Here is a 26,810-nt window from a genome sequence, read left to right as displayed (position 1 = left end):
GGAGGCAATCGGTGGTGTATCTGCGGGCGGCGATGCTGCTGCTGGTCCTCCTGTGCGGCGCGTTGCCCGCTGCGGCACAGCCGGTGCCTCCGAGCCCGCGGCAGGTGACGGTGTTCGATGGCCTGCCGTCCAATACCGTCAACCGCATGGCCGAGGACCGGTACGGCTACCTGTGGATCGCGACCAACGATGGCCTGGCCCGCTATGACGGCCGCACTTACCGCGTGTGGCGTTCCGAGGATGGACTGCGTGACAACCGCATCTGGACGGTGCTGGTCGATGCCCGCAACCAGTTGTGGATAGGCACCGAGAACGCTGGCCTGGTGCGCATGTCGGCCGACCGCCGGCAGCTGCACTTCTACGACCGCAGCAGCCAGCCGTTGATGGGCACCAACACGGTCTGGAGCCTGGCCAGCACGCCTGATGGCTCGATCTGGTTCGGTACCCACGAAGGCGGCCTGTACCGCCTGGACAGCCAGGACCGCCTGCAGCGCTTCCTGCCCGAGCCGAACAATCCGCGCAGCCTGCCTTCGTCGTCGGTGCCCTACCTGGCCACGCTGGCCGATGGCAGCCTGTGGATCGGCACCAAGCATGGCGTGGCACGCTGGACCGGGACCGACTTCGAGCGTGTCGGTACGGACATCATTCCCAGCCTGCTGATCAACGGGTTGACCGCCGAGCCCGATGGCAGCCTGTGGATCAGCACGATGGCCGGGGCCACCGTGCGCCGCCCGGATGGCCGCTTCGAGGCACCACCGTGGAAGCTGCCGCCAGGCGAGCAGGTGCTGGGCATGATGCTGCGCGACGAGCAGGGCGGACATTGGCTGGATACGCGCACCGGGCTGGGACGTGCGGTCGACGGCCAGTACCAGACCGTGCCGCTGTACAGCGCGATCGCACGCGGTCCGGTGCGGCCGAACTGGACCGGTGCCTATGAGGACCGCGAAGGTGGCATCTGGCTGGCCAGCACCAATGCCGGGTTGTGGCACCTCCTGCCACGCTGGTGGCAGTTCTCGGTGCTGTCGCGGCTGGAGGACGACCCCAGCTCGCTGCGCAATGCGCTCGTGCTGGGCACCAGCCCGTCCAGCAATGGCGGTGTCTGGACCGTGGGCAGCCATGGCGCGCTGGACCGCTTCGATCCGAAGACCGGCAGGATCGAGCAGCACCGCACCTGGGTCAACGGCATGCACTGGCTGACCTCGGTGCGCGAGGACCGGCGTGGCCAGGTCTGGATCGGATCGACCGATGCACTGGTGCGCTACGACCCGCAACGGCGCGAACTGCGTCGTTGGGGCCGTGATGCCGGTACCGATGCGGCGATGGAAGGGGTCATCGAAGCGATGATGACCTGCGACGGCGACAGCCTCTGGTTGATGCTTCCCGCGGGCCTGCAGCAACGTGATCTCGACGGACGCCTGCGGCGCCAGCTGGACAATGGCCAGCGCGGCCTGCAGCAGGGCCAGCTCAACCTCGATGTGGAATGCGGTCCGCAGGACCATATCTGGCTGGCCAGCAGCCGTGGCCTGCTGCAGTGGCTGCCGGAAAGCGAACGCTTCCAGCCGGTGCCGGGTGCGCCGGCAACGGCCATCCATGCGTTGCATGTGGGCCGTGACGGCCAGGTCTGGTTGTCCGAGGACGGGCGCCTGTCGCGATACCGCTGGAGCCAGGGGCGGCTGGAACGGCAGGCGGTGGTCGGTGCCGAACAGGGCTATCCGGCGATCTCCGCCTCTGGCCTGGTGGTGGATGCGCAGGGCGTGGCCTGGGCGACCAGCGCACGCGGCCTGGTACGTGTCAGTGCCGATGGGCAGAGCGTGCGCCTGTACGGCGTGCACGACGGCCTGCCAAGCCAGGAATTCCGCGAGCACACCTTGATCGCAGCGGCCGATGGCCACCTGGTGGCCGGAACGGCAGCGGGCGCGGTGGTGTTCGACCCGGAGCAGGTACGGCCTTCGGTACGTCGCGCGCCACTGGTGATCGAGCGGGTGGAAGTGCGCCGCAACGAACAGGTGCTGGACATGACCCACGATGCGCCGTTGCAGATCGCCGATGGCGATCGCGACCTGCGCATCGTCGCGCGATTGCTGTCCTTCGCCGACTCGGCGTCCAATACCTACCGTTACCGCCTGGCCGGCTACGACCCGGATTGGGTTGAAGTCGGTCCGGCGGGCGAGCGCCTGTTCTCGCGCCTGGCGCCGGGCAGCTACCGGCTGGAAGTGCAGGCACGCTCGGCCGACCATGTGTGGTCGCGGGTGCAGAGCCTGGAGTTCCGCGTGCAGCCGCCGTGGTGGCGCAGCCTGTCCGGCCTGCTGGTACTGGCGTCGGTCGGGTTGCTGCTGACCAGCTGGTTCGCCTGGTTGTACCGACGCCGCCTGCAGCGGCGCCACGCCTACCAGCTGGCGCTGCACAAGCAGGAACTGGCCGAGCAGGCCTCGGCGGCCAAGACCCGCTTCCTGGCCAACCTTGGCCATGAGATCCGTACGCCGATGACCGGCGTGCTGGGCATGAGCGAGCTGCTGCTGGCTTCGCCACTGGACCCGCAGCAGCGCGGCTACACGCAGTCGATCCGGCATGCGGGCGAGCACCTGCTGCATCTGGTCAACGATGCGCTGGACCTGGCGCGGATCGAGTCCGGGCGCCTGGAGCTGCAGTCGCAGTCGTTTGCGTTGAATGGCCTGCTGCAGGATCTGGCGGCGCTGATGGGCCCGCTGGCTGCACAGAAGGGCCTGCGCTTCGTCCTGGACAACCAGCTGCCGCCGGGCCTGCAGGCGACCGGTGATGCCATGCGCGTGCGGCAGATCCTGCTGAACCTGCTGTCGAACGCAGTGAAATTCACCAGCCGCGGCACCATCACCCTGCATGCACGTTGCGATGGCGAGCTGCGCGCGCTGCATTTCGAGGTACGTGATACCGGCCCGGGCATCAGCCAGGAACAGCAGCAGCGCCTGTTCCGACGCTTCGAGCAGGCCGATGGTGCACGTACGGCAGCGCAGTACGGTGGCAGCGGCCTGGGCCTGGCGATCTGCCGCGAGCTGGCACAAGCGATGCAGGGGCGGATCCAGGTGGAGAGCCAGCTGGGCCGGGGCACCTGCTTCGGCGTCACCCTGCCGTTGCCACTGGTGGTGGACGGTGACGCCGAGGTGTCCGCCGAGGGGCATCGCGACGATGCGGCGAACATGCCACCGCTGCGGGTGCTGCTGGTCGAGGACGATGCCACCGTGGCCGATGTGGTGCGGGGGTTGTTGAGCGCACGCGGCCACGAGGTGGTGCATGCCGGCCATGCGCTGGCGGCGCTGCGCGAGATCAGTGCCGGCGATTTCGACGTCGGCCTGCTGGATCTGGACCTGCCCGGCCTGAGCGGCTTCGAACTGGCCCAGCACCTGCGTAACCAGGGCTACATGCTGCCGCTGCTGGCGGTGACCGCGCGGACTGATCCGGACCTTCAGCAGCAGGTGGAAGTGGCCGGCATCGGCGGCTTCCTGCGCAAGCCGGTGACCGGTGAACTGCTGGTGGAAGCGATCGCCAGGGCGATGGGCAGGTAGGGTTTATTGCAGGGCTTGCAGTCCTGCACCTGCAGAATCAACGTCAACGTCAACGTCAAAAGCCCGCCTTCGACAGTTTTCCGCGATCTGTCGGAGCTCGGGGTCGGATCCCGTTGCTGCGCAACGGGCTCTGACCCCAATCTGGAATTCGATATCTGACAGATGTGTCGACCAAGGTCGACACCTACCAACAACCGCGCGTTCCAACAGTCGCCGTTACCCACAGCCGCGTGAACCTGTCAGAGGTGGGGCGGTGTGGGCTTGCAGGACCGTTGGCGCCATGGATGGCGCCATCGAGTCCCCATGGGTGAGGGCGCTTTGCTTGCGAAGCACTGCTTCGCAAGCGCCCGAACGCGCAGCCGCCGGCGGCTGGGCCGGACCGCGGAGCGGGATTTACGGCGTGTCCTGCAAGCCCGCACCGCCCCGCCAACCCGCGGAATGCTCGCTGTTGCTGTTGCTGTTGCTGTTGCTGTTGCTGTTGCTTCGGCTTCGGCCTCTGCAGGTGCAGGGCCGCAGGCCCTGCCGAACCCCCTTCACTCCGCGACGTGCTCGACCTGCCGCGGTTCGGGCTTGGTGTCGGGCAGCTGCCAGAAGATCATCGTCGAGGTCAGCGTGATCGCGCCCACGCACAGGAACGTGGCATGCAGCGCGGCGGTGGCGCTGTTGCTGTCCAGGTGGTTGCCGAACGCGGCCAGCAGGCTGCCGGCGGCTGCGGCGCCGAAACCGGCGGCCAGCATCATCACCATCGACAGCAGGCTGTTGCCGGAACTGGCGAACTCACGGTCCAGATCGCGCAGGGTCACGGTGTTCATCACGGTGAACTGCAGCGAATTGACCGCGCCGAAGAACGCCAGCTGCAGCAGGCGCCAGGCCAGGTGCTGGCCGGGTGTCATCAGGATGAAGCTGGCCATCGCCAGGCCGACCAGCACGGTGTTGACCATCAGCACGCGGCGGTAACCGAAGCGCTCGACCAGCCTCACCGCCAGCTGCTTGGAGACCATGCCGGCGGCCGCTACCGGCACCATCATCAGGCCGGCATGCATCGGGCCTAGGCCGAGGCCGACCTGCAGCAGCAGCGGGATCAGCATCGGCATCGCGCTGCTGCCGATGCGCGAGAACAGGTTGCCGAGAATGCCGATGCGGTAGCTGGGCACGCGGAACAGGGCCAGCGAGAACAACGGTGCGGTCGAGTTGGCGGCGTGCAGCCAGTAGCCCACCAGCGCGGCCAGGCCAGCCACGGTCATCAGCATCACCAGTGCGTGTGGCGTACCCAGGCCGGAGATGCCGTCCAGTGCCAGCGACAGCACCACCATCGCGAAGGCCAGCATGACGTAGCCGCGCAGGTCGAAGCGGGTGCGGTGGCTGGCGTAATGGTCGGGCATGATCTTCATCGCGGCGATGAAACCGATCACGCCGATCGGCAGGTTGATCAGGAACACCCAGTGCCATGAGGCGATCTCGACCAGCCAGCCGCCCAGCGTGGGGCCGATCAGCGGGCCGACCAGCGCGGGGATGGCGATGAAGCTCATCGCGCGCAGGAAATCCTCGCGGGGCACCGAGCGCATCACCGCCAGCCGGCCGACCGGCAGCAGCATCGCACCGCCGATGCCCTGCAGCACGCGCGCACCGACCAGCTGGTGCAGGTGCTGGGCCAGCGCGCAGGCCAGCGAGCCGAGGGTGAACAGGATGATCGCCACCAGGAAGGTGCGCCGGGTGCCGTAGCGGTCGGCGATCCAGCCCGAGGCGGGAATGAAGGTGGCTACCGCCAGCGCATAGCTGAACACCACTGACTGCATCTGCAGCGGGCTCTCGCCCAGGCTGGCCGCCATCGCCGGCAACGCCGTGTTGACGATGGTCGAGTCCAGCATCTGCATGAAGATCGCCAGGGACACCAGCCACAGCAGGGGACGCTGGCGGTTGTAGGTCGATGGCGATGTGGACATGGGGTGCGGCCGGTGCAGCGTGGGGGCCGCCATGATCGCGCACTGCGGGTCACGGCGCGATCAAGGTCGCGCCGTACCTGCATGCGGAATGCTCAGCGTTGGCTGTGCGCGTGCACTGCGTCGACCAGCACCTGTACATGCGCCGGGTCCATGTCCGGCGACATGCCATGGCCGAGGTTGAACACATGGCCCTCGCGCGAGCCGCCGTTGCCGGCGGCATAGGTGTCGAGCACGCGCGCGGCGGCCGCGGCGATCGCATCCGGCGAGGCGTACAGCGTGGTCGGGTCGAGGTTGCCCTGCAGGGCAACGCGGCCACCGGTGCGGCGCATCGCCTCGTCCAGGTCCAGCGTCCAGTCCAGGCCCAGTGCATCGGCGCCGGTCTGCGACAGCGCTTCCAGGTGCAGGCCGGTGCCCTTGCCGAACAGGATCAGCGGCGTGCGCTCGCTGCCTTCGCCGCGCTCCAGCCCCTCGGCAATGCGCTGCAGGTAGCGCAGCGAGAACTCGCGGTACATCGCCGGCGACAGCACGCCACCCCAGGTGTCGAACACCTGCAGCGCCTGCGCACCGGCAGCGCGCTGCGCGCCGAGGTAGGCGATCACCGCCTCGGTGGTGACCTCCAGCAGGCGGTGCAGCGCCTGCGGATGGTTCAGCGCCATCGCCTTGATGCGCGCGAAATCCTTGCTGCCACCGCCTTCCACCATGTAGCAGGCCAGTGTCCACGGGCTGCCGGAGAAGCCGATCAGCGGTACCTGGCCGTCCAGCTCGCGGCGGATCAGGCGCACCGCGTCCATCACGTAGCCCAGGTCCTGTTCCATGTCCGGCACCGCCAGCTTGGCGATGGCCGCTTCGTCACGCACCGGGTGCCGGAACTTCGGGCCTTCGCCTTCGACGAAGTACAGCTCCAGGCCCATCGCATCGGGAATGGTGAGGATGTCCGAGAACAGGATGGCCGCATCCAGCGGGAAGCGGCGCAGCGGCTGCAGGGTGACTTCGCAGGCGATCTCCGGGGTCTTGGCCATGGCCAGGAAGCTGCCGGCCTTGGCCCGGGTCGCGCGGTATTCCGGCAGGTAGCGGCCGGCCTGGCGCATCAGCCAGACGGGGGTGCAGTCCACCGGTTCGCGGCGCAGGGCGCGCAGCAGGCGATCGTTGCGGAGAGGGCTGGTCACGATGGGCATTCCTTGGACGGGAGGAGCAGCGGCGTCAGTCGCCGTGCGAAAGGATCTGGAAGCCGCGATGCAGTTCGGCATCACGGGCCTTCTCGAAGGCGTGGCGGGCGTCGTCGGCCTGCAGGAACAGCTCGCGCCGCAGCTGCGAGCGGCTGCCGACACGGCCGCTCTCGCGCAGCAGCTCCCAGCCGCCGAACAGGTCCGGCAGCAGGCTCAGGCGCAGGAAGCGCGGTGCCTGCGCACCGGCGTCGGGATGTTGCAGGTAAACGTGCATGGCGCCGATTGTAGCGGGGCCAGGGTGACCCCGGCCGCAACGCGGCCGGCACTACCGGACCGACAGCACCTTCAGCACCGCCGCCTCATCCACGTCCGGCACCACTTCGGCACGGCCCATCCCGCGCCACAACACCAGGCGCAGGCGGCCGGCCACGTTCTTCTTGTCCAGGCGCATGCGGCCGAGCAGGGCCTGCGGCTCCAGCCCGGCCGGGATCGCCACCGGCAGGCCGAGGCGTTCCAGCAGGGCCTGCAGGCGCGCGCGGTCGGCATCGTCGGCCAGGCCCAGGTCGGTGGACAGCTTCGCCGCCAGCACCATGCCCACCGCCACCGCCTCGCCGTGGTTCAGCGCATCGCGGCCCGGGGCCGAATAGCCCTGTTCGGTCTCGATGGCGTGGCCGAAGGTGTGGCCGAGGTTGAGCAGGGCACGCTCGCCCTTCTCGAACGGGTCGCGCTCGACGATGGCGGCCTTGTGCCGGCAGCTGCGCGCGATGGCCTCGGCCAGCACCGCATCCTCGCCGGCCAGCAGCGCATCGGCATGCTGCTGCAGCCACTCGAAGAACACGGCATCACCCAGCGCGCCGTACTTCACCACTTCGGCCAGGCCGGCACGCAGCTCGCGTGGCGGCAGGGTGGCCAGCACGCGGGTATCGGCGATGACCGCACGCGGCGGATGGAAGGCACCGACCAGGTTCTTGCCGGCCGGAATGTCGACTGCGGTCTTGCCGCCCACCGACGAATCGACCATTGCCAGCAGGGTGGTCGGCAGCTGCACGCAGTCCACGCCGCGCATCCAGCAGGCGGCAGCGAAACCGGCGAGATCACCGACCACGCCGCCGCCGAGGGCGAAGACGCAGGCGTCGCGGGTGGCGCCGAGCGCGGCCAGCGCTTCGATCGCGCGGCCGAACTCGGCCAGCGTCTTGGAGGCTTCGCCCGCGGCCAGCACGTGCTCGCCGATGACCAGGTCGGGGCGAGCGGCCAGCAGCGTCTGCTTCACCGGCGCCAGATAGCGCGGGGCGACTTCACTGTCGCTGAGCAGCAGCACATGACGGCCGCGCACGTGCGAGGCCAGCGCGGTGCCATCGGCCTGGGCACCGGCGCCGATGGTGATGGAGTAGGGGCGGTCGCCGCCAACGGCGACCTGCAGCAGGGCGGGGGAGGTCATGCGGTCAGGTCCTGGCGCTGCCATTGCGTGGCCAGCTTGACCACCAGTTGGGCGGTCGCATCGGCAGCGGTATACGGGTCGGTGTCGAGGGTGAGGTCGGCCAGTTCGCGGTACAGCGGGTCGCGGTGTGCGGCCAGATCGTGCAGCACCTGCTCGCGGTCCGGGCGCTGCAGCAGCGGCCGGCCCTTGTCGCGGGCCAGGCGCTCGAGCTGTTCGGCCACGCTGACCCGAAGATAGACCACGAAGCCGCGCCGGGCGATCAGTGCACGATTGTCCGGATCCAGCACGGCGCCGCCACCGGTGGAGACCAGCTGGCCACGGCCTTCCAGTACCCGCGCAAGCGCCTGGCGTTCATGGCTGCGGAAGCCGGCTTCGCCGGAGTGCTCGAAGATGGTCGGAATGCTGGCGCCGGCGGCATCGACGATGGCCTGGTCGACATCGACGAAGTCCAGCGTGAAACGCTCGGCCAGGCGGCGGCCGATGCAGGTTTTGCCGGCGCCCATCGGGCCGATCAGGATCAGGTTCGGAGCAGGATTCATGCCTTCTGATGCTAACACCTCCGTGCCCTGGCCTTTACGTTCTTCACGTCAGGGTGGGCGTTCCTGCGGGGTCTCCCGCGCCAGACGGAGTACAGGCCATGACGGTCGCCAAGGTCATCGAAATCACTGCGTCCTCGCCGAAAAGCGTGGAAGACGCCGTGCGCAGCGGGCTGAAGAAGGTCTCCGAGACGGTCAAGGGCATCCAGGGCGCCTGGGTGAACGAGACCAAGGTGGTCACCAATGGCAGCGGCGAGATCACCGAATGGCGGGTCAACCTGCGGGTGACTTTCCTGGTGGAATAGGCGCGTTCAGCGCACGTCCTGCACCTGTCGCTGGCCGTCCAGCACCACCACGTGGTCGGCCAGGGCGGGCAGGGCGCTCAATGCCTGCCGGCTGACCCGCTCGTAGTACTGCACGAAGCGGTCCAGCTGTGGCCGGCTCATGCCGTGCCGGCCCGGCTGCGCGGCCTGCAGGTTCTGCTCCTGCTGCCAGCGCCAGCGTGGTACCACCGAGAAATCCGGCGGCTGCAGGAACCACAGGCGGTCGCAGCGCTGCCACAACGCCGGGTAGTCGCGGGCCAGCGCCTGGTTGCACCAGCGCCGCCAGCGGCCATCGGCGTCGGCTTCGCGTTCCAGTGCGTTCAACGGGCTGTCCAGCGCGTCGTCATCCTGCGCGGGCGTGCCCAGGAACCAGCCTTCGAATACCAGCAGGTCCAGCGGTTGCTGCAGCTGCGGCCATTGTGCTTCGGGCAGGCGCTCGTCGGCCAGCTTGTCGAAGCGCGGCATTGCGAAGGGCTGGCGTGCGGCCACGGCGTTCAATACCGCATGGGCCAGCGGCAGGTCGTGGGTGCCGGGTGGGCCACGGGTGATCAGCAGTGGGTGCACCTGGCGGGCCAGCCGTTGGCGCTGTGCGCGGGTCAGGTAGACATCATCGATCGACAGCGTGGCGGCGTTCAGGCCGCGTGCCCGGGCACGGGCCACCACCTGCGCCGCCAGCGTCGATTTGCCGCTCCCCTGCAGGCCGCTGATCGCCAATACTGGAACCGCTGCGCCGCTGCCCAGCGCATCATCCAGCGCCTGTTCGGCCAATGATTCGGGGAATCCTTTCACCTGGGGCATATACGCAGCAGCGGCCATGCAGCCACAATAGCCCAATCCGTGTGAGAAGAACGCAATCATGAGCGACCTGTACGCCGAAGCCCTGTCCACGTTTGCCGGCCTGTTCGACGAGGCCAAACAGAGCCGCGAGGTCGAGCCGAACGCGATGACCGTGGCCACCGCCGATACGCAGGGTCGCCCCTCGGCGCGCACCGTGCTGCTGAAGGCGTTCGATGAGCGCGGCTTTGTGTTCTACACCCACCTGGACAGCCACAAGGGCCAGGAGCTGCAGGCCAATCCGCAGGCCGCGCTGCTGTTCCTGTGGCGCAGCCTGCGCGAGGCCGGCATCCAGGTGCGCATCGAAGGCCGTGTCGAGCAGGTCGCCGATGCCGAAGCCGACGCCTATTTCGCCAGCCGCCCGCGGATGAGCCAGATCGGCGCGTGGGCCTCGCAGCAGTCGAAGACGCTGGCAACGCGCGAGGAATTCGATGCGCGCGTGGCCGAGGTCGAAGCCCGCTTCGAGGGCAAGGACGTGCCGCGCCCGGAGGGCTGGAGCGGCCTGCGCGTGGTGCCTGACCGCATCGAGTTCTGGTTTGGCGCGCAGTTCCGCCTGCACGAGCGCTGGTGCTATGAAGCCGGCGCCGAAGGGCGCTGGAGCAAGCGCCTGCTGTACCCGTAAGGCGGGGTGGTGCCGGGGCTGCTGTAGAGCCGAGCCCATGCTCGGCTGATGTTCTCGCAGGAGCAGCCGAGCATGGGCTCGGCTCTACAGAAACCTGCGTTTGTCGCGAACGGACTGGTCCGCTTCATGCACGAGCAGGTCGGCGACGGGCACACTCGCTGCGATGCCCTCGATCTGCGGAGTTGCCATGCCCTCCTGGCGTTGCCTGTTTGCCGTGCCGCCACCACGCCGCGGCGTGGAAGCGTTGTTGTTGCTGCTCGCCCGCATCGTCGCCGGTGTGATGTTCTGTGTTTCCGGCTGGAACAAGGTGTTCACCGATGCCGGGCGCGAGCGCATGGTGCATACGCTGGTCGATGCCGGTATCCCATTCCCGGTGTTCAGTGCGCCGGTACTCGGTGCGATCGAGTGGATTGCGGGTGGTCTGCTGGTGCTGGGCCTTTTGAGCCGCCCCTCAGCCCTGCTGCTGGCGGCGATCTGCGTAGTGGCTGCGCTGACCGATGGCATCGCGCGCATTCCTGCAGGGCTTGGCGTGCTGGATTGGCTGAGCTGGTTCTTCTACCTGAGCGAAGTGCCGCTGGGCGTACTGCTGCTGTGGATTGCCGCAGTGGGTAGTGGACGGTTCGCCATCGAAGCGCGCTGACGACAGGCACCCTGTAGAGCCGAGCCCATGCTCGGCTGCTTACGCGGGAACATCAGCCGGGCATGGGCTCGGCTTTACAGGTCCTCCGCGCGCAGCCAGCGCCACAGCGTGGTGCGTGACACGCCCAGCGCCTGCGCCATGCCCTCGCGATCATGCCGGTGTTCCCGCAACAGTGCTTCCAGCTTGGCCCGCGGTGGGCGCCTGCCGTTGCTTTCCAGCGGCAACGCCGCGACACCTTCATGCACCAGCTCGGGTGCCAGCTGCAGCAGCCGCGCCGTATCGATCAGCCCTTCACCGGGCTGCCAGTGGATGCGCAGGCGATCGACCAGATTGCGCAGCTCGCGCACGTTTCCCGGCCACTCGGCCGCGCACAGCACCGCCAGCGCCGCCTCATCCAATGGCGCGTCGATGCCACGCAGCTGGCGGAAGAAATGCTGCGCCAGCAACGGGATGTCACCGCGTCGGGCGCGCAGCGAGGGCAGGGCAATCCGCAGCGCGGCCAGGCGGTAATACAGGTCGCGGCGGAAGCTGCCGGTCGCCGCGCGCTGCTCCAGCGACTGCAGGGTGGCGGCGACCACGCGCAGGTCCACCGGCGTCGGTTCGGTGGCACCCACGCGCAGCACTTCACGTTCCTCCAGCACCCGCAGCAGGCGGGTCTGCAGCGGCAGCGGCAGTTCGCCGATTTCGTCCAGGAACAGGGTGCCGCCATCTGCAGCTTCCACCAGGCCAACGCGGCCGCCACGCCGTGCGCCGGTGAAGGCGCCATCGCTGTAGCCGAACAGCTCCGCTTCCAGCAGCGATTCGCTGATCGCGCCGCAGTTCAGCGCGACGAAGCGGCCACGGCGCCCGCTTGCGGCGTGCAGCTGGCGCGCCACCAGTTCCTTGCCGGTGCCGGTTTCGCCGCTGACCAGCACGGTGCTGTCATGTGGGGCATACAGCGCGATCTGCGCGCGCACCTGCGCCATCGCGTCGCTGTCGCCGAGCAGTTCATGCGCATCGGCACGCGCTGCCGGGCGCCGGCGCGGTGCAGCGCGGTTGCTGCCGGAACGTGCCAGGGTCTGGGTCAGTTCCAGCGCATGTTCGAACGCCTGCCGCACCGAGTCGGCCGAATACAGCAGCACCCCGGGCAGGCCGGCCTGCTCGGCATGGTCGATGGCCATGCCGGTGCCGACGATCACCTCGATGCCGTTGGCGCGCAGGTCGGCGATGCAGTCGCGGGCGTCCTCGCGGGTGACGAAGCGGCGATGCTCGATATCCAGGCCGAAGCTCTGCTGGAAGTTGCTGAACACCGGTACGTCGCTGGCGTGGGTGACCAGGCCGATGCGGCTGGCGATACGCCGTGCCCGGGCCAGCGCTTCCATCAGGTCGAAGCCGTTGGCCTGGATCGGCACCAGCGGCAGCTCCAGCCGGCCGCGCAGCCAGGCCGCGTTGGAGCCGCCGGCGATGACCACGTCGCAGTGCTCGCGACGCAGGCGTTGGCCGATCACCTCCACCGCTTCCTCGAAGCCGAGGTTGATCTGTTCGATACGCGCGCGGCGGTCGAACTCGGGGATCACGTCGCCGAGCAGGCCGGTCAGCCGCGAGACGCTGACCGTCCAGATCACCGGACGGCCCGGGTCGGCATCGGCATGGCGCAGGGGGGAGCGGGGCAGATACATGGCAGCCGTTTCGGGGAGGATGTTTCATGATACATCCGTTTCAATGTTTCATATGTTCCACTGTTGCATGCCGGTCATTCCCGTGAAATCAACCGCTTGCAGCTTGGCATGGTGCTTGCGCTTCCTTTCCCGTACTTCAACCTGGATTGCCGCATGACCGCTTCTGCCCCTTTCTCCGCCGGTGCCCGCTTCCGTGAGGCGCTGGCTGCCGAATCGCCGCTGCAGGTGATCGGTGCGATCAACGCCAACCACGCCCTGCTGGCCAAGCGCGCCGGCTTCCGTGCCATTTACCTGTCCGGCGGCGGCGTTGCCGCAGGCTCGCTGGGCCTGCCGGACCTGGGCATCAACACCCTGGAAGACGTGCTGGTGGACGTGCGCCGCATCACCGATGTCTGCGACCTGCCCTTGATGGTCGACATCGACACCGGCTTCGGCCCGAGCGCGTTCAACATCGCGCGCACCGTGAAGTCGCTGATCAAGGCCGGCGCGGCCGCCTGCCACATCGAAGACCAGGTCGGCGCCAAGCGCTGCGGCCATCGTCCGGGCAAGGAGATCGTCTCGCAGGGTGAAATGGTCGACCGTGTGAAGGCCGCTGCCGATGCCAAGACCGATCCGGACTTCTTCCTGATCGCGCGCACCGACGCCATCCAGGTGGACGGCGTGGACAAGGCGATCGAGCGCGCCATCGCCTGTGTCGAGGCCGGTGCCGACGGCATCTTCGCCGAGGCCGCCTACGATCTGGATACCTACCGCCGCTTCGTCGACGCGGTGAAGGTGCCGGTGCTGGCCAACATCACCGAATTCGGCGCCACCCCGCTGTTCAGCCGCGATGAACTGGCCTCGGCCGGCGTCGCCATCCAGCTGTTCCCGCTGTCGGCGTTCCGTGCCGCCAACAAGGCCGCCGAGAACGTCTACCAGGCGGTGCGCCGCGATGGCCACCAGCGCAACGTGGTGGAAACCATGCAGACCCGCGAGGAACTCTACGACCGCATCGGCTATCACGCCTTCGAGCAGCAGCTCGATGCGCTGTTCGCTGCCAAGAAATAAGCAGTACCCTGCACCATCAAGTTTCGGAGGGAAACATGAACGATACGACCGCAACCCCGACCTTCAAGCCGAAGAAGTCCGTCGCCCTGTCCGGCACCGCGGCCGGCAACACCGCGCTGTGCAGCGTGGGCCGCAGCGGCAACGACCTGCACTACCGCGGCTATGACATCCTGGACCTGGCCAACACCAGCGAGTTCGAGGAAATCGCCTACCTGCTGGTGCACGGCAAGCTGCCGACCCGCGCCGAGCTGGTTTCGTACAAGGCCAAGCTGAAGTCGCTGCGTGGGATCCCCGCCGCGGTGAAGGCCGCGCTGGAAGAGCTGCCGCCGTCGGCGCACCCGATGGACGTGATGCGCACCGGCGTGTCCGTGCTCGGCTGCGTGGCACCGGAGAAGGACGACCACAACCACCCGGGCGCGCGCGACATCGCCGACAAGCTGATGGCCTGCCTCGGTTCGATGCTGCTGTACTGGTACCACTGGAGCCACAACGGCCGCGCCATCGATGTGGAAACCGACGATGATTCGATCGGCGGCCACTTCCTGCACCTGCTGCATGGCGAAAAGCCGCAGGATTCGTGGGTGAAGGCGATGCACACCTCGCTGATCCTGTACGCCGAGCACGAGTTCAACGCCTCGACCTTCACCTGCCGTGTCATCGCCGGTACCGGCAGCGACATGTACAGCGCGATCTGCGGTGGCATCGGTGCGCTGCGTGGCCCGAAGCATGGCGGCGCCAACGAAGTGGCGTTCGAAGTGCAGAAGCGCTACGACAACCCGGATGAGGCCGAGGAGGACATCAAGGCGCGCGTCGAGCGCAAGGAAGTGGTGATCGGTTTCGGCCACCCGGTCTATACCGTCTCCGATCCGCGCAACAAGGTGATCAAGGACGTGGCCCGCGAGCTGTCCGAGGAACAGTCGAGCATGAAGATGTACGACATCGCCGAGCGCCTGGAGTCGGTGATGTGGGACATCAAGAAGATGTTCCCGAACCTGGACTGGTTCAGTGCGGTCAGCTACCACATGATGGGCGTGCCGACCGCGATGTTCACCCCGCTGTTCGTGATCGCGCGCACCGCCGGCTGGAGCGCGCACATCATCGAGCAGCGCATCGACGGCAAGATCATCCGCCCGAGCGCCAATTACATCGGTCCGGAAGACCGCGACTTCGTCGCCATCGACAAGCGCGTCTGATCCCCCTGCTGTACCCATCCGGCCGGCCGCATGCCGGCCGGGTGCTTTCGCCGCCGCACCGCCGGCACCCGGCCCGCCCCAAGCACTCCGCCAGCCCATGAATACCGATTACCGCAAGAACCTCCCCGGCAGCGCGCTGGACTATTTCGACGCGCGCGCCGCTGTCGATGCGATCCAGCCCGGCGCCTATGCCACCCTGCCGTACACCTCGCGCGTGCTGGCCGAGAACCTGGTGCGCCGCTGCGATCCGGCCACGCTCGGCGATTCGCTGAAGCAGCTGATCGAGCGCCGTCGCGACCTCGACTTCCCGTGGTTCCCGGCACGCGTGGTGTGCCACGACATCCTCGGCCAGACCGCGCTGGTGGACCTGGCCGGCCTGCGTGATGCGATCGCCGACAAGGGCGGCGACCCGGCCAAGGTCAATCCGGTGGTGCCGGTGCAGTTGATCGTCGATCACTCGCTGGCGGTGGAATGCGGTGGCTACGATCCGCAGGCGTTCGAGAAGAACCGCGCCATCGAGGATCGCCGCAACGAAGACCGTTTCCACTTCATCGACTGGACCAAGCAGGCGTTCCAGAACGTGGACGTGATTCCGCCGGGCAACGGCATCATGCACCAGATCAACCTGGAGAAAATGTCGCCGGTGATCTACGTGCAGGACGGCGTAGCCTTCCCGGATACCTGCGTGGGCACCGACAGCCACACCCCGCACGTCGACGCGCTGGGCGTGATCGCGATTGGTGTTGGCGGCCTGGAAGCGGAGAACGTGATGCTGGGCCGCGCGTCGTGGATGCGCCTGCCGGATATCATCGGCGTCGAGCTGACCGGCAGGCCGCAGCCGGGCATCACCGCCACCGACGTGGTGCTGGCACTGACCGAGTTCCTGCGCAAGGAACGCGTGGTGGGTGCGTATCTTGAATTCTTCGGCGAGGGGGCGTCGGCACTGACCATCGGTGACCGCGCCACCATCTCCAACATGTGCCCCGAATACGGCGCCACCGCCGCGATGTTCTATATCGACGGGCAGACCATCGATTACCTGCGCCTGACCGGCCGCGAGGAATCGCAGGTGGCGCTGGTGGAGAACTATGCGCGCACCACCGGCCTGTGGGCCGATGACCTGGCCACCGGGCAGTACGAGCGCGTGCTGCGCTTCGACTTGTCCAGCGTGGTGCGCAACATGGCTGGCCCGTCCAACCCGCACAAGCGCGTGGCCACTGCCGAGCTGGCCGAGCGCGGCATCGCCGACGAAGCCAAGCTGGCAGCGGGCAGGGCCGAGCAGGCGCAGGGCCTGATGCCCGACGGCGCGGTGATCATCGCCGCCATCACCAGCTGCACCAACACCTCCAACCCGCGCAACGTGATCGCTGCCGCACTGCTGGCGCGCAAGGCCAACGAACGTGGCCTGCTGCGCAAGCCGTGGGTAAAGTCGTCGCTGGCGCCGGGCTCGAAGGCGGTGCAGCTGTACCTGGAAGAATCCGGCCTGCTGCCGGACCTGGAAAAGCTCGGCTTCGGCATCGTCGCCTTCGCCTGCACCACCTGCAACGGCATGAGCGGCGCGCTGGATCCGGCCATCCAGCAGGAGATCATCGATCGCGACCTGTACGCCACGGCCGTGCTGTCGGGCAACCGCAACTTCGATGGCCGCATCCACCCGTATGCGAAGCAGGCCTTCCTGGCGTCGCCGCCGCTGGTGATCGCCTATGCCATCGCCGGCACCGTGCGCTTCGACATCGAAAAGGACGTGCTGGGCGTGGACGCCGAGGGCAACGAGGTGCGCCTGAAGGACATCTGGCCGAGCGATGCCGAGATCGACGCGGTGGTGAAGGCCTCGGTGAAGCCCGAGCAGTTCCGCCGCGTCTACAACCCGATGTTCAACGTGCGCGTGGAGCATGGCGCGGCGGTCAGCCCGCTGTACGACTGGCGCCCGCAGAGCACCTACATCCGCCGTCCGCCGTACTGGGAGGGCGCACTGGCCGGTGAGCGCACACTGTCGGGCATGCGTGCGCTGGCGGTGCTGCCGGACAACATCACCACCGACCACCTGTCGCCGTCCAACGCGATCCTGGCGTCCAGTGCCGCCGGCGAATACCTGGCGAAGATGGGCCTGCCGGAAGAGGACTTCAATTCCTACGCCACCCACCGCGGTGACCACCTGACCGCACAGCGCGCCACCTTCGCCAACCCGAAGCTGTTCAATGAAATGGTGCGCAACGACGATGGCAGCGTGAAGCAGGGTTCGCTGGCGCGCGTGGAGCCGGAAGGCAAGGTGATGCGCATGTGGGAAGCGATCGAGACCTACATGGACCGCAAGCAGCCGCTGATCATCATCGCCGGTGCCGACTATGGCCAGGGCAGCTCGCGTGACTGGGCCGCCAAGGGCGTGCGCCTGGCCGGTGTGGAAGCGATCGTGGCCGAAGGCTTCGAACGCATCCACCGCACCAACCTGATCGGCATGGGCGTGCTGCCGCTGGAGTTCAAGCCGGGCACCACCCGCCTGACCCTGGGCATCGACGGTACCGAGACCTTCGACGTGATCGGCGAGCGCACCCCGCGCGCCGACCTGACCCTGGTCATCCACCGCCGTGACGGCCAGGACGTGATCGTGCCAGTGACCTGCCGCCTGGACAGCGACGAGGAAGTGGCGATCTACGAAGCCGGTGGCGTGCTGCAGCGTTTCGCCCAGGACTTCCTGGAAGGCGCCAAGGTGGCGTAAGGCAGCAGATAGCTGCCTTGTGTCGAGTTGTCGCCATGCTGGCTTCGGCCCGCATGGCGGTGGTCACGAAGGAGAGGGGCGTTGCCCCATCTGCATGGGAACGGCGTTCTACACAATCGCAGGCACGGTCAACACCGCCTTCATCCTGCTGAGCCTGTTGGGTGTGGGCGCGCAGTTGCGCTTGGTGCGCGACCGTCGGGAACGAGCGGATGCGACTGAAAGCGCCACTGCCGTGCTGTCGCTGAATCAGTTCACGGTCAGCTTCCTGGCCTACCTGTCCTTCTTCGTCTATGGCTACAGCGTCACGCCGTTCAATCACTTTATTGTCTGGCCTCGCTTGCTCGCGTCGGTGCTGGTCATGGCCATCCTGGTGGAGATCTGGCGCGACCGACGGAATCGCTCTGCCACGACCAGCCTGGTGACGGCCGTGCTGCTGCTGGCCTGCGCACTGGCTGGCCTGGCTTGGGGCGACCGTCATGTGGATGAGGGCAGGGTAGTGGCCAGCGCGATGATCGTGGGCATCACTGCCTTGCTGGCGCAGGGTTACGCGCACCAGATCCTGCTGATCCTGCGCAATGGCCACACCGGTGCGGTGTCGTTGCGGATGAGTCAGCTGATCCTGCTGATGGATCTATCCACGATTGTGTTTGCCTTCGCCATGGGCATGCGGATGGGATGGCCGTTGCTGCTGCTGGCAGTGGTGAGTGGCAGTACCAAACTGGTCATCCTTTACCTCTTCCATTGGCAGCAAGGAATGTCCGCGCGGGCGCGGCGAAGTCATGCTGGGGCGTCTGCGTGACGGCGAGGACCTCTTTTGCAAAGGCTGGCGCTTTCTACCCTTGTCGTTGTCTTTGGTGCCTCGCAGACTGTCGTGTGACAGTCCCACGGTGGAGGTCCGTATGGTCAATATCAAGGTGGTGCTGACTGATGAGCTCAAACAATTCGTGGACCAGGAAGTTCGAGAAGGCGACTACGCCAGCGCTTCCGAGTACGTTCGCGACCTTCTCCGTCAGAGTCGGCAAAGCAAGGCTGAAGACCTGCTACGCCAGTTAATCGCGGAAGGCCTTGCTTCGGGGCCTCCGGCCCCCCTGCCTCCGGGGTACTTCCAGAGACTGCTTGAGCGCGCGTCGAATCGAGAATGAAGCCAGTACATCCCTCCAACCCCAGGGCGGTGCGCGGCTCCCCGAGAATTGTTCCACTGCACACAGGAATCCGATCCATGACCTTCCTCCCGCAACTTCGTATTCCCGCCACCTACATGCGCGGCGGCACCAGCAAGGGCGTGTTCTTCCGCCTGCAGGACCTGCCCGAAGCCGCTCAGGTGCCGGGCGCCGCGCGCGATGCGCTGCTGATGCGCGTGATCGGCTCGCCCGATCCGTATGGCAAGCAGACCGACGGCATGGGCGGTGCCACCTCCAGCACCAGCAAGTGCGTGATCATCTCCACCGCCTCGGTGCCGGACCACGATGTGGACTACCTGTACGGCCAGGTCTCGATCGACACCGCCTTCGTCGATTGGAGCGGCAACTGCGGTAACCTCAGTACGGCAGTGGGTCCGTTCGCGATCGCCAATGGGCTGATCGATCCGGCCCGGGTGCCGCGCGATGGCCTGTGCACCGTGCGCATCTGGCAGGCCAACATCGGCAAGACCATCATCGCCCACGTGCCGATGCGCGATGGCGAAGTGCAGGAGATCGGCGATTTCGAGCTGGATGGCGTGACCTTCCCGGCCGCCGAGATCCAGCTGGAGTTCATCGATCCGTCCGATGACGGCGATGCGGGCGCGATGTTCCCGACCGGCAATCTGGTCGACACCTTGGATGTGCCGGGCGTCGGCAGTTTTGAGGTGACCATGATCACCGCCGGCATTCCGACCATCTTCCTCAATGCGGCCGACCTGGGCTACACCGGCACCGAACTGCAGCCTGCGATCAACGAGGACAAGGGGGCGCTGGAGCGCTTCGAGAAGATCCGCGCCTACGGCGCCTTGCGCATGGGTCTGATCAGGAACCTGGAAGATGCGGCCACCCGCCAGCACACGCCGAAGGTGGCCTTCGTGGCGCCGGCACAGGACTACGTGTCCTCCAGCGGCAAGGCCATTCCGGCCTCGGCCATCGACCTGCACGCGCGGGCGTTGTCGATGGGCAAGCTGCACCACGCGATGATGGGCACCGCCGCCGTGGCGATCGGCACTGCGGCGGCGATTCCGGGCACGCTGGTCAATCGCGCGGCCGGTGGTGGTGAACGCGAAGCGGTGACCTTCGGCCACCCTTCCGGCACGCTGCGCGTGGGTGCGCAGGCCGGCCTTGTTGACGGCCAGTGGACAGTGACCAAGGCCATCATGAGCCGCAGCGCCCGCGTATTGATGGAAGGCAAGGTGCGGGTGCCGGCCGAATAACCAGCCGGTCGGCGCTGGCATCACATGCTTCGGTAGATGCCAACCTTGGTTGGCATGGCATTGGCACCGCCCGGGCAACGTCCAGCGCCAACCAAGGTTGGCGACTACCGGGAGGCGCGGCCTGAGCTCTGAAGAGGAGATCGACGATGTCTGACAGCCACACCCCATCCAACGAGCGTGCAGCGTGGGATGCGCTGCTGGTGGACATCGTCGATTACGTACGCGACGCGCGCATCGACTCCCCCCTGGCCTTCCAGACCGCGCACTACTGCCTGCTCGACACGCTGGGCTGCGGGCTGGAAGCGCTGTCCTTCCCGGCCTGCAGCAAGCTGCTCGGTCCGCTGGTGCCGGGTATCAGCGTGGTCAACGGGGCGCGCGTGCCGGGTACGCACTACGTGCTGGACCCGGTGCAGGCCGCCTTCAACCTGGGCGCGATGGTGCGCTGGCTGGATTTCAACGATACCTGGCTGGCCGCCGAGTGGGGCCACCCGTCGGACAACCTGGGCGGCATCCTGTCTGTCTGCGATTGGCTGGGGCGCAACGCGCAGGCCCTGCATCGCCCAGCGCCGACCCTGCATGACGTGCTGCTGGCGATGATCAAGGCACACGAGATCCAGGGCGTGCTGGCCCTGCAGAATTCCTTCAACCGGGTCGGGCTGGACCACGTGGTGCTGGTCAAGGTGGCCACCACCGCGGTGGTCGCGCAGTTGCTCGGCCTGGATCGCGAACGCATGCTCAATGCACTGTCGCTGGCCTGGGTCGATGGCCAGGCGCTGCGCACCTACCGGCACGCGCCCAACACCGGCTCGCGCAAGAGCTGGGCGGCCGGCGATGCGACCAGCCGTGGCGTGCGCCTGGCGCTGATGGCGGCCAGTGGCGAGATGGGCTATCCCAGTGTGTTGAGCGCGCCGACCTGGGGTTTTGAAGCGGTATCGATGCAGGGCAAGGCGCTGACGCTGGAGCGACCGCTGGGCAGCTACGTGATGGAAAACGTGCTGTTCAAGATCAGCTACCCGGCCGAGTTCCATGGCCAGACCGCGGTGGAGGCGGCGATCACGCTGCATCAGCAGCTGCGTGCGGTGGGGCGGCGGGTCGAGGACATCGCGCACATCGCCATCCGCACCCAGGAAGCCTGCATCCGCATCATCGACAAGCAGGGGCCGCTGCACAACCCAGCCGACCGCGACCACTGCGTGCAGTACATGGTCGCCATCGCGCTGCTGCATGGGCGGCTGGTGGCCCAGGACTACGAGGACGACGTTGCTGCCGACCCGCGCATCGACGCACTGCGCGCGAAGATGGCCTGTCATGAGGATCCGCAGCTCAGCGCCGACTACCTGGACCCGGACAAGCGCAGCATCGCCAACGGCCTGAGCGTGCGCTTCAGCGACGGCACTGAGCTGCCCGAGGTACTGGTGGAATACCCGCTGGGCCACGCGCGCCGACGCGAGGAGGGCATCCCGTTGCTGATGGACAAGTTCCGCCGGCACCTGGCCCATCGCTTCCCGACCACCCAGCAGCAGCGCATCCTGGCCGCATCGCTGGATCCGGTGGCGCTGGCGGCGATGCCGGTGACCGACTACGTGGACCTGTACCTGCCGGGGTAGGGGACGCTTCACCGGATCTGACACCGCGCCTGCTTGCCGGGCACGTGGCTCGACCCGCTTGGGTAGGTGCCAACCTTGGTTGGCACGGCCGACGCCAACCAAGGTTGGCGGCTACCGAGACTGCCGGCCAGCGGCCGGCACTACCCGCACCGCGGCAATTGCCGGATTTGCGTCAACACCTTGACGTGGCCTGCCTATAATGGCCGCCTCGATCAAGGAGTGACGACATGAGCGGTCCGGCACGGCGGAAGCGGTGGGGATGGGCGGCGGCCGTACTGGCAGGAGGCCTGTTGCTGGGGCTGGCCGGCTGCCGCAATGACAGCGGGCAGCTGCCCAAGGCCAGTGGTGAAGCCATCACCACCAAGGCCGAGCAGGTGAAGGAATTCACCCTGCTGCGTGCTTACCCGGACCAGAAGAATGACGGCCTGTCGCTGGCGCTGGAGTTCTCGCGCCCGCTGGTCGGCACCCAGGATTTCGACAAACTCGTTCGCTTCGAAGAGAAGGTCGGCACCGAGGACAGCAGCTGGACCCTGTCCGATGACGGCCTGACCCTGCGTTACCCGTTCGTCGAGGCCGGCAAGGAGTTCAGCCTGGTGGTCTCGCCGGACCTGCTGGCCGCCGACGGCAGCCGGCTGGGCAAGGAACTGAAGCAGAAGGTGTTCAGCGGCGAGCTGAAGCCGGTGGTCGGTTTCGCCTCGCAGGGCAGCGTGCTGCCGGCCAAGGACAGCCGCGGCTTGCCGGTGGTCTCGGTGAACGTGCCGGAGGTCGACGTCGAGTTCCTGCGCGTGCGCGAGAAGGACCTGCCGACCTTCTTCAGCCAGTACCAGCGCGGCGGCCGCCGTGGCAGCTGGGAGCTCAGCAGCGACTACGAGCGCAGCCCGATCAACAAGCTGGCCGAGCCGGTCTACGTCAACCGCTTCATCCTGGGTGGCAAACAGAACGAGCGGGTGCTGACCTACCTGCCGACCCAGGACATCAAGGAACTGCAGGAGCCGGGCCTGTACTTCGCCCTGCTCAAGCGCACCGGTGACTACGAGGGCGAGTTCGATACCGCGTTCTTCTCGGTCAGCGACATCGGCCTGCATACCCGTGCCTACAAGGACAAGCTGTTCGTGCACACCGCCGGCCTCAAGGACGGTGCGCCACTGAAGGGCATCGACCTGCGCGTGCTCGACGCCAAGGGTGAGGTGGTGCTGAAGGGCAGCACCGACGGCAACGGCAACGCGCTGCTGAACTACACCCTGGATGCCACCCACGTGCTGGTCGCCAGCAGTGGCAAGGACACCAGCTTCCTGCCGTTCAACCAGCCGGCGCTGGACCTGAGCGAGTTCGCTGTGGCCGGCCGCGACAACGCGTGGTTCGACGTCTACGCCTGGTCCGGGCGCGACCTGTACCGCCCGGGCGAGACCGTGCGCCTGTCCGCGCTGCTGCGCGACAACGACGGCAAGCCGGTCAAGGCACAACCGGTGTTCCTGCGCCTGAAGCAGCCCGACGGCAAGACCTTCCGCGAGACCCGCCTGCAGCCGGGCGACCAGGGCTACATCAATTTCGAGCAGGTGATCCCCGCCGAGGCGCCGACCGGCCGCTGGCAGGTCGAGTTCCGCACCGACCCGGCCAGCAAGGAAGCGATCCAGGGCATGACCCTGCGCATCGAGGAGTTCCTGCCCGAACGCATGAAGCTGGACCTGGACAGCGCGCAGAAGACGCTGAAGCCGGGTGAGGACCTGCGCCTGCAGGCCAATGGTGCCTACCTGTATGGCGCACCGGCCGATGGCAACCGCTTCACCGCACGCATGGCGGTTGCCGCCGAACAGAAGCCCGTGGAAGGCCTGCCGGGCTATTTCTTCGGTAACCCGACCCTGCAGCTGCCGCGCGAGGCCAAGGACGTGATCGATACCACGCTGCCGGCCAATGGCCAGCTGCGTGAGGATGTGGCGCTGCCGGAAGAGGCGGCCAAGGCCAAGGCGCCGATCGCCGTGGTACTGTCCGGCAGCCTGTATGAAACCGGTGGCCGCACGGTCACCCGTACCCTGAAGCGGGTGATGTGGCCGGCCAACGCGCTGGTCGGCGTGCGCCCGCTGTTCAACCCGGACGATGGTGCCGATGCCAACGGCAACGCGCGCTTCGAGCTGATGCGCGTGGACGCCGCGGGCACGCCGCAGCCGGCCAAGGGCCTGAAGATCACCCTGGTGCGCGAACTGCGCGACTACCACTGGACCTTCAACGACAACCGCTGGGATTACGATTTCACCCGCCGTTTCGAGAACAAGGAAACCCGCACCGTCGATGCCGGCAGCAGTGCGGTTGCCTTCGATTTCCCGGTGGAGTGGGGCGAGTACCGGGTGGACGTGTTCGATCCGTCCACCGGCCTGACCAGCCGCTACCCGTTCCGTGCCGGCTGGAGCTGGGGCGATGACAACCGTGGCCTGGATGCACGCCCGGACAAGGTCAAGCTGGGCCTGGACAAGACCGGCTACAAGGCCGGTGACACCCTGGAAGTGACGGTGACCCCGCCGCACGCCGGCAAGGGCATCCTGATGGTCGAGACCGACCGCATGCTGTACGTGCAGGACATCGACGCCAAGCCGGGTTCGACCTTCAAGATCCCGGTCACCGCCGACTGGGAACGCCACGATGTCTACATCACCGCGCTGGTGTTCCGCGGCGGCAGTGCGCCGAGCAAGATCACCCCGGCCCGTGCCGTGGGCGTGGTGCATGTGCCGATGGACCGCAAGGGCCGCACCGTGGCCGTCGGCCTGGTCGCGCCCAAGCAGATGCGGCCCGAGCAGGACCTGCCGGTAACCGTCAGTGCGCCGCAGCTGGCCGGCAAGACCGCGCACGTCACCGTTTCGGCGGTGGACGTGGGCATCCTCAACATCACCCGTTTCCCGGTGCCCGATGCCGGTGCACACTTCTTCGCCCAGCGTCGCCTCGGTATCGATGCCTACGACATCTACAGCCGGGTGATCGAGAGCTTCGATGGCGGCAGCGGCAAGCTGAAGTTCGGCGGCGACATGGCGCTGCAGGCATTGCCGCAGGCCAAGCGCCCGACCGCGCGCGTGCAGACCGTGGACCTGTTCTCCGGCCCGGTGCAGCTCGATGCCAAGGGCAATGCCCGCATCCGCCTGAAGGTGCCGGACTTCAACGGCACCCTGCGCGTGTCGGCGCTGGTCTACAGCGATGACCAGTACGGCAAGCGCGACGTGGAAACCATCGTGCGCGCACCGATCCTGGCCGAAGCCAGCATGCCGCGCGTGCTGGCCCCGGGCGACCGCAGCACGGTGACCCTGGACGTGCAGAACTTCACCGGCAAGCCGGGGCAGTTCAACGTGAAGGTGGAGAGCGAAGGCCCGCTGAACCTGGGCGAGGGCAGCCGCAGCGTGCAGTTGAATGCCGATGCCAAGACCACGCTGAGCTTCCCGCTGTCGGCTCGCGAGGGCCACAGCGTGGCCAAGGTGCGCGTGCGGGTGGACGGCAACGGCTTCAAGGCCGATCGCCGCTACGACCTGCCGGTGCGTGCGGCGTGGCCGCAGGTGCTGCGTTCGCAGGTGCGTACGCTTGACCCGCTGGCCGCGGTCAGCCTCGACAACAACCTGACCGATGGCCTGATGTCCGAGTCGGTCAATGCCCGCCTGCTGGTCAGCCCGCTGCCGCCGATTCCGTTCGCCAGTGCACTGCAGGGCGCGCTGAACTATCCATATGGCTGTGCCGAGCAGACCACCAGCAAGGGTTACGCGGCGCTGATCCTGGACCAGGCGACGTCGTCGATGCTCGGTGCCGACGGCCTGGATGCCAAGACCCGTCGCGAGCGCATGGAAGGTGCGTTCGGTCGCCTGGCGTCGATGCAGGTGGCCAACGGCAACTTCTCGATGTGGGGTGACGACGGCTACGTGAACCCGTGGCTGACCCCGTACATCACCGAGTTCCTGCTCGACGCCAAGGATGCCGGTTTTGCGGTGCCCGACAATGTGCTGCAGAAGGCGCTCAACCGGCTCAGCGAGGATCTGCTGTCCGGCGGCAACCAGTTCTACGGCCAGGACGACCGCGAGAAGCTGAAGTTCGCCAACCAGGCCTATTCGGGCTACGTGCTGGCCCGGGTCAACCGTGCACCGCTCGGTACCCTGCGCACGCTGTACGACAACGAGCGCAGCAAGGCGGTGGGCGGCCTGTCGCTGGTCCACCTGGGCGTGGCGCTGTCACTGCAGGGCGATGCCAAGCGTGGCCAGGCCGCGCTGGCGGCGGCCTTCGCCAAGTCCAGCAGCGAGCGCCCGTCGTACTTCGGCGACTACGGCAGCGCGATCCGCGATGACGCGCTGATGATCGCGCTGACCCACGAGAACAAGCTGGCCAAGCCGGCCTGGGACGCGCGCGCGGTCGACCTCGGTCGTGGCCTGGATGCACGCCGCAATGCCGGCTGGATGTGGCTGAGCACGCAGGAACAGGTGGCGATTGCCCGCCTCGGCAAGGCGCTCGCCGCCAACCAGAAGGCGCTGGTGGCCGGTGAGCTGGTGATCGGTGGCAGCACCGAAGCCATCGGCGAGCGCAAGCTGTTCGGCCGCAACTTCAGCGCCAGTGAGCTGGCCAGCGGCGTGCGCTTCACCCCGCAGGGGCAGCCGCCGATGTTCGCCAGCATTGATGTGGCCGGCATCCCGCGCAGCGCACCGGCACCGGACAACAGCGTGCTGGGCGTCGAGCGCAGTTACTACGGCACCGATGGCAAGCCGTGGTCGCCGCGCCCGCTGAAGGAAGGCGAAGCACTGATCGTGCGCGTCACCGTCACCGCTGACACCACGATGCCCGATGCACTGCTGACCGACCTGCTGCCGGCGGGCCTGGAGATCGAGAACTTCAACCTGGGCGATGCCAAGCAGTGGGCCGACGTGGTGGTCGATGGCATCACCATCAGCGACCGTGGTGAGGCCGCCGACACCAAGCACGAGGAGTTCCGCGATGACCGCTATGTGGCCGCGCTGAAGCTCTCGCGTGGCAGCAAGGCCAACGTGTTCTACCTGGTACGCGCGGTGACGCCGGGAACCTACTCGGTGCCGCCGCCGCTGGTGGAGGACATGTACCGGCCGCAGCTGCGCGGCGTCGGCCGCAGCAACCCGACCACGATCACGGTGGTACAGCCGTGACCGCGCGGACGGGCC

The 26,810-nt window shown here is 67.4% G+C and carries 19 protein-coding genes; 12 read left to right on the top strand and 7 right to left on the bottom strand.

Annotated elements, in window-relative coordinates; genetic code table 11:
• Positions 1-11 precede the first annotated feature (11 nt).
• A complete protein-coding gene (locus AC5P6H_RS17805) occupies positions 12-3,539 on the top strand; it encodes a hybrid sensor histidine kinase/response regulator (RefSeq protein WP_495202933.1) in 3,528 nt (1,175 codons plus the stop codon).
• Positions 3,540-4,072: 533 nt separating this feature from the next.
• On the opposite strand, the gene mdtD is transcribed toward AC5P6H_RS17805, so the two are convergent.
• The 5 genes from mdtD to AC5P6H_RS17780 all read right to left on the bottom strand — a co-directional run bounded on the left by mdtD (position 4,073) and on the right by AC5P6H_RS17780 (position 8,625).
• Complete coding sequence (mdtD, locus tag AC5P6H_RS17800; RefSeq protein WP_014648053.1) at positions 4,073-5,482, bottom strand: multidrug transporter subunit MdtD; 1,410 nt, start codon at positions 5,480-5,482, stop codon at positions 4,073-4,075.
• A gap of 92 nt (positions 5,483-5,574) precedes the next feature.
• Entirely contained in the window at positions 5,575-6,657 is a 1,083-nt protein-coding gene (hemE, locus tag AC5P6H_RS17795; protein ID WP_049441290.1) for a uroporphyrinogen decarboxylase, read from the bottom strand.
• Between the two features lie 25 nt (positions 6,658-6,682).
• Positions 6,683-6,922: a WGR domain-containing protein gene (locus tag AC5P6H_RS17790; RefSeq protein ID WP_014648051.1), complete on the bottom strand. Its 240-nt coding sequence runs from the start codon at positions 6,920-6,922 to the stop codon at positions 6,683-6,685.
• A gap of 51 nt (positions 6,923-6,973) precedes the next feature.
• Positions 6,974-8,086 (bottom strand): 3-dehydroquinate synthase, encoded by a 1,113-nt coding sequence (aroB, locus tag AC5P6H_RS17785; RefSeq protein ID WP_032957074.1) that lies wholly within the window; start codon positions 8,084-8,086, stop codon positions 6,974-6,976.
• Positions 8,083-8,625 (bottom strand): shikimate kinase, encoded by a 543-nt coding sequence (locus AC5P6H_RS17780; RefSeq protein ID WP_014648049.1) that lies wholly within the window; start codon positions 8,623-8,625, stop codon positions 8,083-8,085. Before AC5P6H_RS17780 ends, aroB begins: the two co-directional genes overlap by 4 nt.
• A gap of 98 nt (positions 8,626-8,723) precedes the next feature.
• Here AC5P6H_RS17780 and AC5P6H_RS17775 point away from each other — a divergent pair, with 98 nt between their 5' ends.
• A complete protein-coding gene (locus AC5P6H_RS17775; protein WP_005410663.1) occupies positions 8,724-8,927 on the top strand; it encodes a dodecin family protein in 204 nt (67 codons plus the stop codon).
• 6 nt (positions 8,928-8,933) lie between these two features.
• On the opposite strand, the gene AC5P6H_RS17770 is transcribed toward AC5P6H_RS17775, so the two are convergent.
• On the bottom strand, positions 8,934-9,761 hold the full coding sequence (locus AC5P6H_RS17770) for a kinase (protein ID WP_495202932.1): 828 nt from the start codon (positions 9,759-9,761) through the stop codon (positions 8,934-8,936).
• 40 nt (positions 9,762-9,801) lie between these two features.
• Here AC5P6H_RS17770 and pdxH point away from each other — a divergent pair, with 40 nt between their 5' ends.
• Together pdxH and AC5P6H_RS17760 are read left to right on the top strand one after the other, a co-directional pair.
• On the top strand, positions 9,802-10,401 hold the full coding sequence (gene pdxH / locus AC5P6H_RS17765) for a pyridoxamine 5'-phosphate oxidase (protein ID WP_049441282.1): 600 nt from the start codon (positions 9,802-9,804) through the stop codon (positions 10,399-10,401).
• A 187-nt stretch (positions 10,402-10,588) separates the two neighbouring features.
• Positions 10,589-11,041 (top strand): DoxX family protein, encoded by a 453-nt coding sequence (locus AC5P6H_RS17760; protein WP_032957082.1) that lies wholly within the window; start codon positions 10,589-10,591, stop codon positions 11,039-11,041.
• Positions 11,042-11,115: 74 nt separating this feature from the next.
• Here AC5P6H_RS17760 and prpR read toward each other — a convergent pair whose 3' ends face one another.
• Positions 11,116-12,699, bottom strand: coding sequence for a propionate catabolism operon regulatory protein PrpR (gene prpR, locus AC5P6H_RS17755; RefSeq protein ID WP_049441273.1), 1,584 nt, complete (start codon positions 12,697-12,699; stop codon positions 11,116-11,118).
• A 153-nt stretch (positions 12,700-12,852) separates the two neighbouring features.
• Between prpR and prpB the strand changes: the two genes are divergently transcribed.
• The 8 genes from prpB (at position 12,853) to AC5P6H_RS17715 (ending at position 26,795) form a co-directional block, all read left to right on the top strand.
• Positions 12,853-13,746: a methylisocitrate lyase gene (prpB, locus tag AC5P6H_RS17750; RefSeq protein ID WP_005418360.1), complete on the top strand. Its 894-nt coding sequence runs from the start codon at positions 12,853-12,855 to the stop codon at positions 13,744-13,746.
• A gap of 35 nt (positions 13,747-13,781) precedes the next feature.
• Positions 13,782-14,939 (top strand): bifunctional 2-methylcitrate synthase/citrate synthase, encoded by a 1,158-nt coding sequence (gene prpC, locus AC5P6H_RS17745; protein ID WP_005418357.1) that lies wholly within the window; start codon positions 13,782-13,784, stop codon positions 14,937-14,939.
• 97 nt (positions 14,940-15,036) lie between these two features.
• Entirely contained in the window at positions 15,037-17,655 is a 2,619-nt protein-coding gene (gene acnD, locus AC5P6H_RS17740; protein WP_495202931.1) for a Fe/S-dependent 2-methylisocitrate dehydratase AcnD, read from the top strand.
• Positions 17,656-17,749: 94 nt separating this feature from the next.
• Positions 17,750-18,454 carry a hypothetical protein gene (locus AC5P6H_RS17735; protein ID WP_046431997.1) on the top strand — a complete coding sequence of 235 codons (705 nt, stop codon included), beginning with the start codon at positions 17,750-17,752 and terminating at the stop codon, positions 18,452-18,454.
• A gap of 100 nt (positions 18,455-18,554) precedes the next feature.
• A complete protein-coding gene (locus tag AC5P6H_RS17730) occupies positions 18,555-18,797 on the top strand; it encodes a type II toxin-antitoxin system ParD family antitoxin (protein WP_046432026.1) in 243 nt (80 codons plus the stop codon).
• Between the two features lie 77 nt (positions 18,798-18,874).
• Positions 18,875-20,053 carry a 2-methylaconitate cis-trans isomerase PrpF gene (prpF, locus tag AC5P6H_RS17725; RefSeq protein ID WP_032957093.1) on the top strand — a complete coding sequence of 393 codons (1,179 nt, stop codon included), beginning with the start codon at positions 18,875-18,877 and terminating at the stop codon, positions 20,051-20,053.
• 146 nt (positions 20,054-20,199) lie between these two features.
• Positions 20,200-21,660, top strand: a complete 1,461-nt coding sequence (locus AC5P6H_RS17720; protein ID WP_227864497.1) for a bifunctional 2-methylcitrate dehydratase/aconitate hydratase — start codon at positions 20,200-20,202, stop codon at positions 21,658-21,660.
• 227 nt (positions 21,661-21,887) lie between these two features.
• Entirely contained in the window at positions 21,888-26,795 is a 4,908-nt protein-coding gene (locus tag AC5P6H_RS17715) for an alpha-2-macroglobulin family protein (RefSeq protein WP_495202930.1), read from the top strand.
• Positions 26,796-26,810 lie beyond the last annotated feature (15 nt).

The organism is Stenotrophomonas sp. YJH_SMC_110, assembly GCF_059369255.1.
This window is presented reverse-complemented; position numbering and strand designations above follow the sequence as displayed.

What these genes read in the sequence shown, in the direction of transcription:
- mdtD (WP_014648053.1), bottom strand. Translation starts at nt 5,482, where the DNA reads ATGTCCACATCGCCATCGACCTACAACCGCCAGCGTCCCCTGCTGTGG.
- hemE (WP_049441290.1), bottom strand. Translation starts at nt 6,657, where the DNA reads ATGCCCATCGTGACCAGCCCTCTCCGCAACGATCGCCTGCTGCGCGCC.
- AC5P6H_RS17790 (WP_014648051.1), bottom strand. Translation starts at nt 6,922, where the DNA reads ATGCACGTTTACCTGCAACATCCCGACGCCGGTGCGCAGGCACCGCGC.
- aroB (WP_032957074.1), bottom strand. Translation starts at nt 8,086, where the DNA reads ATGACCTCCCCCGCCCTGCTGCAGGTCGCCGTTGGCGGCGACCGCCCC.
- AC5P6H_RS17780 (WP_014648049.1), bottom strand. Translation starts at nt 8,625, where the DNA reads ATGAATCCTGCTCCGAACCTGATCCTGATCGGCCCGATGGGCGCCGGC.
- AC5P6H_RS17775 (WP_005410663.1), top strand. Translation starts at nt 8,724, where the DNA reads ATGACGGTCGCCAAGGTCATCGAAATCACTGCGTCCTCGCCGAAAAGC.
- AC5P6H_RS17770 (WP_495202932.1), bottom strand. Translation starts at nt 9,761, where the DNA reads ATGGCCGCTGCTGCGTATATGCCCCAGGTGAAAGGATTCCCCGAATCA.
- pdxH (WP_049441282.1), top strand. Translation starts at nt 9,802, where the DNA reads ATGAGCGACCTGTACGCCGAAGCCCTGTCCACGTTTGCCGGCCTGTTC.
- AC5P6H_RS17760 (WP_032957082.1), top strand. Translation starts at nt 10,589, where the DNA reads ATGCCCTCCTGGCGTTGCCTGTTTGCCGTGCCGCCACCACGCCGCGGC.
- prpR (WP_049441273.1), bottom strand. Translation starts at nt 12,699, where the DNA reads ATGTATCTGCCCCGCTCCCCCCTGCGCCATGCCGATGCCGACCCGGGC.
- prpB (WP_005418360.1), top strand. Translation starts at nt 12,853, where the DNA reads ATGACCGCTTCTGCCCCTTTCTCCGCCGGTGCCCGCTTCCGTGAGGCG.
- prpC (WP_005418357.1), top strand. Translation starts at nt 13,782, where the DNA reads ATGAACGATACGACCGCAACCCCGACCTTCAAGCCGAAGAAGTCCGTC.
- acnD (WP_495202931.1), top strand. Translation starts at nt 15,037, where the DNA reads ATGAATACCGATTACCGCAAGAACCTCCCCGGCAGCGCGCTGGACTAT.
- AC5P6H_RS17735 (WP_046431997.1), top strand. Translation starts at nt 17,750, where the DNA reads ATGGGAACGGCGTTCTACACAATCGCAGGCACGGTCAACACCGCCTTC.
- AC5P6H_RS17730 (WP_046432026.1), top strand. Translation starts at nt 18,555, where the DNA reads ATGGTCAATATCAAGGTGGTGCTGACTGATGAGCTCAAACAATTCGTG.
- prpF (WP_032957093.1), top strand. Translation starts at nt 18,875, where the DNA reads ATGACCTTCCTCCCGCAACTTCGTATTCCCGCCACCTACATGCGCGGC.
- AC5P6H_RS17720 (WP_227864497.1), top strand. Translation starts at nt 20,200, where the DNA reads ATGTCTGACAGCCACACCCCATCCAACGAGCGTGCAGCGTGGGATGCG.
- AC5P6H_RS17715 (WP_495202930.1), top strand. Translation starts at nt 21,888, where the DNA reads ATGAGCGGTCCGGCACGGCGGAAGCGGTGGGGATGGGCGGCGGCCGTA.